The organism is Salinisphaera sp. SWV1 (assembly GCF_052044155.1).
In the GTDB taxonomy this organism is placed as follows: domain Bacteria; phylum Pseudomonadota; class Gammaproteobacteria; order Nevskiales; family Salinisphaeraceae; genus Salinisphaera.
Window position 1 is genome coordinate 1 of record NZ_JBQDYE010000137.1, and the last position, 622, is coordinate 622.

The following is a 622-nucleotide window of genomic DNA, read 5'->3' on the forward strand; positions in this document are numbered from 1 at the left end:
GGTCGTCTGGTGCTGGGCATTCTGTCTGACAAAATCGCCCGTATCCGTGTTATCACCATTGGTCAGGTAATTTCGCTTGTGGGTATGGCGGCCCTGCTGTTTGCACCATTGAATGCAGTGACGTTCTTTGCAGCGATTGCCTGCGTGGCATTTAACTTTGGCGGCACTATTACCGTCTTTCCGTCACTGGTCAGTGAGTTCTTCGGCCTCAATAACCTGGCGAAAAACTACGGTGTGATTTACCTCGGTTTCGGTATCGGTAGCATTTGTGGTTCGATTATCGCCTCACTGTTTGGCGGCTTCTATGTGACGTTCTACGTCATCTTTGCTCTGCTGATTCTGTCATTGGCGCTTTCTACGACGATTCGTCAGCCAGAGCAGAAAATGTTGCGTGAGGCGCATGGCTCCCTTTAATGCTCAGCCGCGAGCTACTGGGCTTCAGCTTCCGTGTGCATCAAACGCATCAACGAAATGTATAAACAATGACTCGTAAAATTTGGGCCAATTAACTGGCCCTTTTTACTGCTTTTTGTAACGCTAAAGTCTCTTTTCAAACTTGCATTTTTGTAAATTTGTGCTTCATGCACACTCTTTCCCCACACTTTTTCCCTTTGCTGTGGTC

The 622-nt window shown here is 47.6% G+C and carries 2 protein-coding genes; one reads left to right on the plus strand and one right to left on the minus strand.

Features of this window, described 5'->3' with window-relative positions:
• Positions 1-414: MFS transporter (locus tag ACS8YF_RS19860; protein WP_440851802.1), on the plus strand; the 414-nt coding region annotated here is incomplete at its 5' end.
• A gap of 14 nt (positions 415-428) precedes the next feature.
• Here the strand turns inward: ACS8YF_RS19860 and ACS8YF_RS19865 are convergent.
• A partial coding sequence (locus tag ACS8YF_RS19865) for a hypothetical protein (protein ID WP_440851803.1) occupies positions 429-622 on the minus strand: 194 nt, incomplete at its 5' end.